8 protein-coding genes and 1 pseudogene are annotated in these 8,560 nt (G+C 37.8%); 2 read left to right on the top strand and 7 right to left on the bottom strand.

Features of this window, described 5'->3' with window-relative positions:
* The 7 genes and pseudogenes from P767_RS18800 to P767_RS0106395 form a co-directional block, all read right to left on the bottom strand.
* Positions 1-218, bottom strand: a pseudogene (locus P767_RS18800) (hypothetical protein); the annotation flags it as partial.
* A 50-nt stretch (positions 219-268) separates the two neighbouring features.
* A complete protein-coding gene (locus P767_RS0106420) occupies positions 269-967 on the bottom strand; it encodes a LytR/AlgR family response regulator transcription factor (protein WP_026763869.1) in 699 nt (232 codons plus the stop codon).
* Positions 964-2,058 (bottom strand): sensor histidine kinase, encoded by a 1,095-nt coding sequence (locus P767_RS17575; protein WP_051408495.1) that lies wholly within the window; start codon positions 2,056-2,058, stop codon positions 964-966. The genes P767_RS0106420 and P767_RS17575 overlap by 4 nt, the downstream gene beginning before the upstream one ends.
* Before the next feature lie 80 nt (positions 2,059-2,138).
* Positions 2,139-3,020 (bottom strand): Ppx/GppA phosphatase family protein, encoded by an 882-nt coding sequence (locus P767_RS0106410; RefSeq protein ID WP_026751475.1) that lies wholly within the window; start codon positions 3,018-3,020, stop codon positions 2,139-2,141.
* Positions 3,001-5,094, bottom strand: a complete 2,094-nt coding sequence (gene ppk1, locus P767_RS0106405; RefSeq protein ID WP_026763868.1) for a polyphosphate kinase 1 — start codon at positions 5,092-5,094, stop codon at positions 3,001-3,003. Before ppk1 ends, P767_RS0106410 begins: the two co-directional genes overlap by 20 nt.
* A 71-nt stretch (positions 5,095-5,165) precedes the next feature.
* Entirely contained in the window at positions 5,166-5,663 is a 498-nt protein-coding gene (gene rfaE2 / locus P767_RS0106400; protein ID WP_037351668.1) for a D-glycero-beta-D-manno-heptose 1-phosphate adenylyltransferase, read from the bottom strand.
* Positions 5,635-6,666: a lysylphosphatidylglycerol synthase transmembrane domain-containing protein gene (locus tag P767_RS0106395; protein WP_026751477.1), complete on the bottom strand. Its 1,032-nt coding sequence runs from the start codon at positions 6,664-6,666 to the stop codon at positions 5,635-5,637. Before P767_RS0106395 ends, rfaE2 begins: the two co-directional genes overlap by 29 nt.
* Positions 6,667-6,804: 138 nt before the next feature.
* On the opposite strand from P767_RS0106395, the gene P767_RS0106390 reads away from it, so the two are divergent.
* Positions 6,805-7,623, top strand: a complete 819-nt coding sequence (locus P767_RS0106390; protein ID WP_026763867.1) for a glycogen/starch synthase — start codon at positions 6,805-6,807, stop codon at positions 7,621-7,623.
* Positions 7,624-7,632: 9 nt separating this feature from the next.
* Positions 7,633-8,560: DUF4270 family protein (locus P767_RS16125; RefSeq protein ID WP_037351667.1), on the top strand; the 928-nt coding region annotated here is incomplete at its 3' end.

Genomic DNA, 8,560 nt, shown 5'->3' with positions numbered 1-8,560 from the left:
TTTAGGAGCAGGCCAGTTCCTCCATCTTTAGCAGCAGCCAGGCTGGTTTGTACCAACTGCTCATAGCTTTGCTGGTCTCCACTCTTTACTTCCCCAATTTCTTGCCCGTCTACCGGAGAAAAAGATTTGATTGCATTTCCATTGGCCGATAACCATTGGGTGCCGGTTGAAACACCTTGATTTTTTTGTTGTAACCCCAGTTGCTGCAAGAATTCCATAACGAATGTGTTTTTTGCAAAGGTACATCCAAAAAATGGAATACCGGGGCTTAGGTCAGCTTCGAAATAGTCAGTAACTGATCATATACCTGATTATAACTGCTGCCAATGGGTACTTCTTTTCCTGATACCCAGATTTTTGATTTACTGAATTTTTCAATTCTGTGAGTGGGTACAATAAATGACCTATGAACCCGCAAAAAATCTCTGGCGGGCAATTTATCGCTGATGCTTTTTAATGTCATCAGGGTTAACACAGGAGAGGGCTTTATGTAAATTTTAATATAATCATCCAGCGCTTCAATTAATTCAATATCCTTTAAATTGATTTTCATGATTTCATAGTTCACTTTCACAAAAATGGAATTAAGCTGCAATTCCTGTGAACTTAAAAATTCCAGATATTCTTTTGCCTTGTAACAGGCTTTTAAAAAACGATCATATTCAAAAGGTTTTAGCAGATAGTCAACTGCGTCAACAGAAAATCCATCTACCGCAAAGTCTTTATAGGCAGTTGTGAAAATGACAATTGGTTTTATTGCTAAACTTTTATAAAACTGTAAACCATTGATATCTGGCATCTGAATGTCTAAGAACAATACATCTACTTTGTTTTCCTGCAAATAGGCTCTTGCCTCATCCGTGTCCGTAAAAGTTTTTTCCAGTGTCAGAAAAGAAATCTTACTACAGTATTCCTGTACAACCTGAAGCGCCAATGGCTCATCGTCTATAGCAATACATTTAATCATGAATGGGTGTTGATGGTTAGCTTTACAATATAATACCCGTTCTCAATCTGGTTGCTAAGGGTATATTTTTCAGGATATAACAATTCAAGTCTTCTTTTTACATTATTGATGCCAATACCTGTATTCTCCATCATATTGTTTTCGCTGTGAACAATATAATTTTTGGCATAAAAATGAATATGGTCTTTTTCAATAGTCAGGTCAAAGTCAATAGTGCTTTGTTCTTTTGTACTTACCCCGTATTTAAAGGCATTTTCCACAAAAGGAATAAAAAGGAGGGGAGCAACCAGTAATGGAGCTGTATCTCCTTTAATGGCAAAGTTCACCTGCACTTTGTCTGTAAGTCTTACCTGCTGCAGTTCTATATAATTATGAATGAATGCTACTTCATTTTCCAGCGGAACAAGCTTTCTCTCTGTTTCCGTTAAAATATAACGCATAATGGCTGAAAGCTTCAGGACTGCATGGGCCGTTTTCTCACTTTTTACAATTGCGAGGGAATAAATATTATTCAGTGTATTAAAAAAGAAATGAGGGTTAACCTGTGATTTCAAAAAAGACAATTCCGTATTGATTCTTTCATGCTCGGATTCTTTTCTGTTTTGCTCTGTCTTCAGCCATCTTCTTACAACTTCAATGCAGGCGCCAAAGGTTATAACCAATAAAAATAGAACGGTATTAAAGAAATCAGCATAGGGTCTTCTTCTGATTCTTCCTATTCGGTTACTATTTAATCTGACACCCCTGGTATTTTCCGTGATATTAGCAGGAATCTCTGGTGGGTATATCATCATGGCCACCGTTCTGGGTACATAAAGAAAAAATAAAAGACAAGCCACCAGACTAAGTATATATAGAAACCATTTTTCTTTTATTAATAAACGGGGTATTAATACCATGGTATTCAGATAGTAAAATACCATTAACATAATATTATTTAGTATGATTACAGTGAGCATATGATTGCTCATACTGAAGTCTCTGAGCCTTGGGAAAAAGACCAGATAGGGGAGAAAGAAAAAACACAACCAGGCAGCCAGGTGGGCAACCAACTGTACGGTTCTGTTCTTATCTGAAATATTTGTAATCATATGAATAATAACACTTGTATCACTTCAAATTTAAGTGGTCTATACCTGATTTGGAAAAAAAGGGACTGAAAAGGGGCGATTCATCGGTGAATTTTGGCATATAAATGCTGCACCAGTCCATCGGCAAGTCCTATTTTAGGCACATAGATCTCATCTGCATCGGCCCAGCGCATTACGTTAATATAAATTTGCAGTGCAGGAACAATTACATCTGCCCGGTCGGTTCTGAGTTTATAGACCTGCATTCTGTCTTCCAGATTAAAACTGGATAACTCTTTATAATAATCTTTCAACAATTCAAGGCTTAATGGCTTTCCGTCTTTTTTCTTGCTGAGTGAAAATACTTTATTGATATTACCTCCTGTGCCTATGGCAATCATTTTTTTCTGCCCTTTGGTAGCCGATTTTATATAATCTTTCATTTCGTCCCAGTGATTGGTTGTAACCATATCTTTTAATAGACGAATGGTTCCAATGTTGAAAGACTTTTTAAAACTCAGTTTGCCGTCGGCAAAAAATGTAAGTTCTGTGCTGCCTCCTCCAACATCTATATACAGATAGCTATTGGCAACATCCATATTTTCGGCAATATGATTCTCGTATATAATGGAAGCTTCCAGGTCTCCGCTGATAATTTCAATATTTAGACCCGTCTCCAGCTTTACTTTTCTTATAATATCTGCTGAATTGGCGGCATCCCTCATGGCACTTGTTGCACAGGCTATAACGTCTTTTACTTCATAGGCATTCAACAGGTGACTATAGGCTTTCATGGTCTGAAGTATCATACCTCTTTTGGCCTTGGATATCTCGCCGTTTTCAAACACATCAAAGCCCAGTCTTAATGGAACCCTAACCAGGTTTAGTTTGTTGAAAATGGGATTCCCTTTGGTATCGTAGCTTACTTCTACAATTAATAGTCTTGCTGCGTTACTACCTATGTCAATTGCTGCTAGCCTCACTCTTTAAATTGTTTTTTCTGAACAGGTAATGATAAGTCTCAATCTGAGATCTTATTTTCTTTTTACCCGTGAAAGGTACATAGTTGTTCGCTAATTCACTGTTCAGAATCCGGGCTTTGACATTGTCTTTTAACTGAATGTGGATAATATCAATAATTTCCTGCTTAAGTTCATGATTGGTTACAGGAACTGCAGCTTCTACACGATGATTCAGGTTTCTTACCATCCAGTCGGCACTGGAAATGTATACCTTTTCATTGCCTGCGTTGTGAAAGATCATTACTCTTGAGTGTTCAAGGTATTCATCCACAATACTGATAGCTTTAACCGGTTGTTTGAATTTTTTTCTATCAATCTCTGCACAGAAAATACCCCTCACAATCATTTCAATTTTTACTCCGGCAGCTCCTGCTGCATATAATTTGTCTATTAAGCTTGCATCGCTAAGAGAATTCACTTTTAAAATGATACCGGCTGGTTTTCCGGCTTTCGCATTCTTTATTTCTGTTTCAATGAGTTTATACAATTCATTCCGCATATTGGTTGGGCATACCATCAATGTATTACAGGATTTCAGTATGGAAGAGCCATCCTTCCAGTTTTCCAGATAGCGAAATATTTTATTGATATCGTTCATGACATTTCTGTTCGATGTTAACAGACAGTGGTCTCCATATACGGTTGCCGTTTTTTCATTTAAGTTTCCAGTACTTACAAAACCATATTGTCTGGAACGGGTACCGCTTCTTTTACTGATTACACAAAGCTTTGCATGAATCTTGGTCTTAGGTACGCCTAATAATACTTTTACACCTTCTTCTTCTAAAATATTCTTCCATTCTAAATTCGCCTCTTCATCGAATCTGGCCTTTAATTCCAGCATTACCACTACCTGTTTGCCATTTCTGGCTGCATTAATCAGCGCATTGATTATTTTAGAATTGGGTGCAAGCCGGTAGGCTGTTATTTTAATAGAAATTACATCCGGATCCATTGCAGCTTCTCTGAGTAAGTCTATAATCGGGTCGAATGCGTGGTAAGGGAAATGCAACAGAACATCCTGTTTGAGTATAACGTCGGTAACCCTTAAAGCGGTTTGAAGTGATTTAGGAATGAAGGAGGCACGTCTTGTACTTTTATCTGCAAGAATATCCGGGAAATCCATGAAATGCCTGAAATTATGGATTCTACCACCAGGGATAATATTGCTCTTTCGGTTCAGATTTAGTTTTCTGATTAGAAATTCCAGCAATCCCGGATCCATTTCCTTGTCATATACAAATCGAACTGGTTTGCCTTTTCTCCTGTTTTTAATTCCTTTTTCTATTTTCTCAGCAAATGTGGTACTGATATCGTTATCCAGATCAATTTCAGCATCTCTGGTAACTTTGAAAACATGGGCTTCAAATATGTCGTAACCGAAATAGGAAAAGATTACCGGTAAATTGAATCGGATTACATCTTCCAGTAAAATGATATTTTGCTCATCCTTTATTTTAGGCAGCAGAATAAAGCGTCCCACTGCTTTGGTTGGAATTTCTATCAAAGCATATTTCTGCTGGTAGGCTGAATTTTTTTTGCGCATCACAACTCCCAGAAAAATACTTTTATCTCTCAGGTAGGGGAGTTGTGGCAATGATTCAATCATCAGAGGGATGATATTGGAACGTACTTGTTCATCAAAAAATTTTCTTACAAAATTTTGTTGTGTTTTATTTAATTCCTTCTCTGTAAGCAGGGCAATTTTTTCTTTTTTTAATTCTTTCTGAATACCATTCCAGATTCTGTTGAATTCGTTTTGTTGCTGCAAAACGGTCATCTGAATCTGATCCAGAATTTTTTGAGGATCTTCTTCCATATACATGTTGAGTTTTTTTCTTTTCTCAGAAAACTCAATCATGCGTTTTAATGTGGCCACCCTTACCCTGAAAAATTCATCTGTATTATTAGAAAAAATGCCCAGGAATTTTATTCTTTCTTTTAAGGGAACAGTAGGATCATTTGCCTCCTGTAATACTCTTGCATTAAAACTAAGCCAGCTAATATCTCTCTGAATTAAATGTTTCTTAGACATATTCAAATATAAGTTTTACAACAAAGAATGAATGTTAAGTCTTTGTTGAATAGCAATGCTTTTAAAACAAGTTAAGAGTAAGATTTTTTTATATGAGCTATAATTCCAGTAGTGGAAAAACCATCAACCAGTTTATTAATGACTACTCTGCCTCCGTTTTGAATGACTTCTTTGGCTCCTACAATTTGCTCTACTGTATAATCTCCCCCTTTTACAATTACATCAGGCAAAATGGCTTGTATAAGTTGCAATGGGGTATCTTCCTCAAAAATGACTACTGCATCTACTACCGCAAGATTGCTCAATACAATACTTCTGCTTATTTCACTGTTTACCGGACGTTCCGGCCCCTTCAGTCTTTTTACGCTGGCATCACTGTTTACTCCTATAATGAGAACGTCGGCCTCAGCTGCTGCCTGATTTAATGAATAAATATGCCCTTCGTGTAGTATATCAAAGCAACCATTGGTAAATGCAATGGTTCTGCCCGATACTCTCCAGGCTGCAATTTGTTTGAGTAGATTGGGTAGTGTAAGAATTTTATGCTGGATTGCCTGTGTTGCTTTCATGATTTTGATTTTTTTTATTGTACCAGGGCAATAAACCCAGACTGATGAATCCCACTATTAGCACAATAATAAATTGTGCAAACCATTGCAGTGTTCCATTGGCAAAGCCAATTTCAAAACCAACCTGATTCTTTTCCAGAACCTTGGCAATAAAGTAGGCGTAGGCCCCGATACCTCCGGGTGTAATAATCATTCCAATACTTCCAAAAGCCAGTGCTGAAATGGCAACGGCAAAGCTCAGGTGACTGGTACCTTCAGTAGCCATAAGCCCTATCCAGGTTCCTGCAATATATAAGAACCAGATTAGTGCGCTGTAAATAATGAATAAACCCTTGCTCTCCAATTGACGGATACTGCTTAATCCTTCCCAGACACCTGACAATATTTTTTGAAATACCTGTATAATGGGATGGTGGGGCATTTTATTCAGAATAAACCAGGAACCCCAGATGATGATACCCAAAATACCCAACACAATGGACCACTTAAAAAGGCTTTGGTTATCTGCTGACTTATTCATCAGAGGGGCCATTAATTGTGCCGCGTAATCCCCAACGACTTCAAACTGACTAAATAAGGCAATCACAAAAACGAGTCCCAGGGCTATTACATCGAAGGCCCTTTCTACCAGTATGGTACCTATCAGTTTATCTGCCGGCACTTTTTCGTATTTGGCCAAAACCGTGCATTTTAATACTTCACCTAATCTGGGTACAGCCAGGTTGGCCAGGTATCCTACCATTACAGCAAAAAAAACGTTTCCCGGACGTGGAGAATACCCCATTGGCTTCATCAGGATTTTCCAGCGCAGCGCACGGATAAAATGACTGATTGTTAATATCAGAAAAACTGGAATAAATAGCCAATAATTGGCGTTTTGCAGGGATTTTTTAAAATCTTCCCATTTTTCAGGGGGTATTTGCTGCATACTCCACCAGACCAGGAATAAACCAATGCCCAGAAATATGGCATATTGAACAATAGCAATCCCCTTTTTTCGCATGTTCCAAAGATAGTTTTTTTGTTATTAAGCCCATTTTAACAGCCAGTCATCAATCAAAAACCCCTCTAGCCTTGAATTTCGCGCTATATTTCTTAACTTTGCACCCTTATTCAGGGTCAGGCTCTAAAAAAAATGTTCATGTCTACAAAGAAAAGGATATTATTCATTGCTACTGAAATGTCTCCGTATCTGGAATTAACGGAGTTCGCAGAAGTCATTAATAAACTGGCTATCAAAAGCAATGACAGTGGTCTGGAAGTGCGTTGTATCATGCCCCGTTTTGGAGTAATTAATGAAAGAAGACACCGTTTACATGAAGTGGTAAGATTATCTGGAATTAATGTTACAGTTGACAACGATGATCACCCGCTGCAAATTAAAGTGGCTTCTTTACCCAATGCCAGGTTACAGGTTTATTTTCTGGAAAATGAAGATTTTTTTAAGCGTAAACAAATTTTTCATGACGATGAGGAAAACTGGTTTGATGACAACGATTTAAGAACCGTTTTTTTCTGCAAGGGAGCACTTGAGACCGTGAAGAAATTTGGATGGCCCCCTGATATTATTCATTGCAGCGGATGGATGAGTGGGTTGATTCCTGCTTACTTAAAGACAGCATATAAAAAGGAACCCGTTTTTGGTAATAGCAAAGTGGTCTTTACTATTGGTCAGAATACTTTTGAAGATAGTCTTGGGCCAGAATTCCTGAAGCGTGCTGTGATTAATGTAAATGTAAAAGATAAAGACCTGGATGTCTTTAAAGATAGCAATAACACTGCCCTTTTTAAAGGGGGGGCTCATTTTGCTGATGCCATTTCATTTGGTTCTGATGTTGTTGATAAAAAGCTGGTGGATGAATTTTCCAAAGTGAAAGGCAAAAAGGTAATTCCATTTAAAGGATGGGATTCTGATTTAACAGAGTATTTAGAATTGTACAACGACCTTGCGGGTAAGTAAAACCAGAACATGTTAGCTAATTTTAAACTGCATTTTGCACGAATTTTCTTCTTTGTTTTTTTAATTTTCTCAGCAGCATGTACCCGAATTACCACCACTGAACTGGGTGCAGGATTAATACCTGTAGTAGACGGGGTAAATACATTTGATACCATCATGGAATTGCAGACAGACACATTTAATGAGTCTGATACAACCCGTATATATAATGCAAACAATATGGTTATTGGGGCTATAACCAATGATCCCATTTTTGGTACTACACAAGCCGAACTGAATTTTGAACTAAAGCCATCATTTTATCCTTTCAAGGTTCCTGGAACCAAGGATAGCCTGGTAGTTGATTCTGCCGTACTGATTTTGAGTTACAAAGGATATTACGGTGATTCTACTCAACCCCTGAATATTTCTGTTCATGAAATCAGCCCGGCTACCCCATTGGATCCTTTTTATAACTATCCGGTAAACTTTCCGGCTGTAAAACCGGTTAGCACCATTGGTGCTTTGTCTAATTCAATTCCACTGGATATCAGAACATTGGCGGACTCTGTTAAAAACAGATTTGAAAATACCAATAATCAAATCAGAATTCCTTTGAGAATGGACGTTGCCCGCAGGTTTCTGAAAGACTACGATTCAACGAATGCATACCTGAACGATAGTGCCTTTCAGTCTTATTTTAAGGGCTTCTCCGTAAAAGTTCAATCTTCCAATCCTGCCAATGCATTGTTATATGTGAATTTACTGGATACCAATACCAAACTGGCATTGTATTATAATACCAGCACAACAGGCGCAACGGTAAGAGACACTTCCGTTATTTATTTTAAATTTAATTCTGCCTTTGGAGGTTACGCCAATTTTGTTACCAGAAACACAACAGGTGCCGAAATTAACAATAGAATAACCACAACTTCCAGACCTGACTCACTGGTTT

Source organism: Sediminibacterium salmoneum NBRC 103935, assembly GCF_000511175.1.
Taxonomy (GTDB): domain Bacteria; phylum Bacteroidota; class Bacteroidia; order Chitinophagales; family Chitinophagaceae; genus Sediminibacterium; species Sediminibacterium salmoneum.
This window is presented reverse-complemented; position numbering and strand designations above follow the sequence as displayed.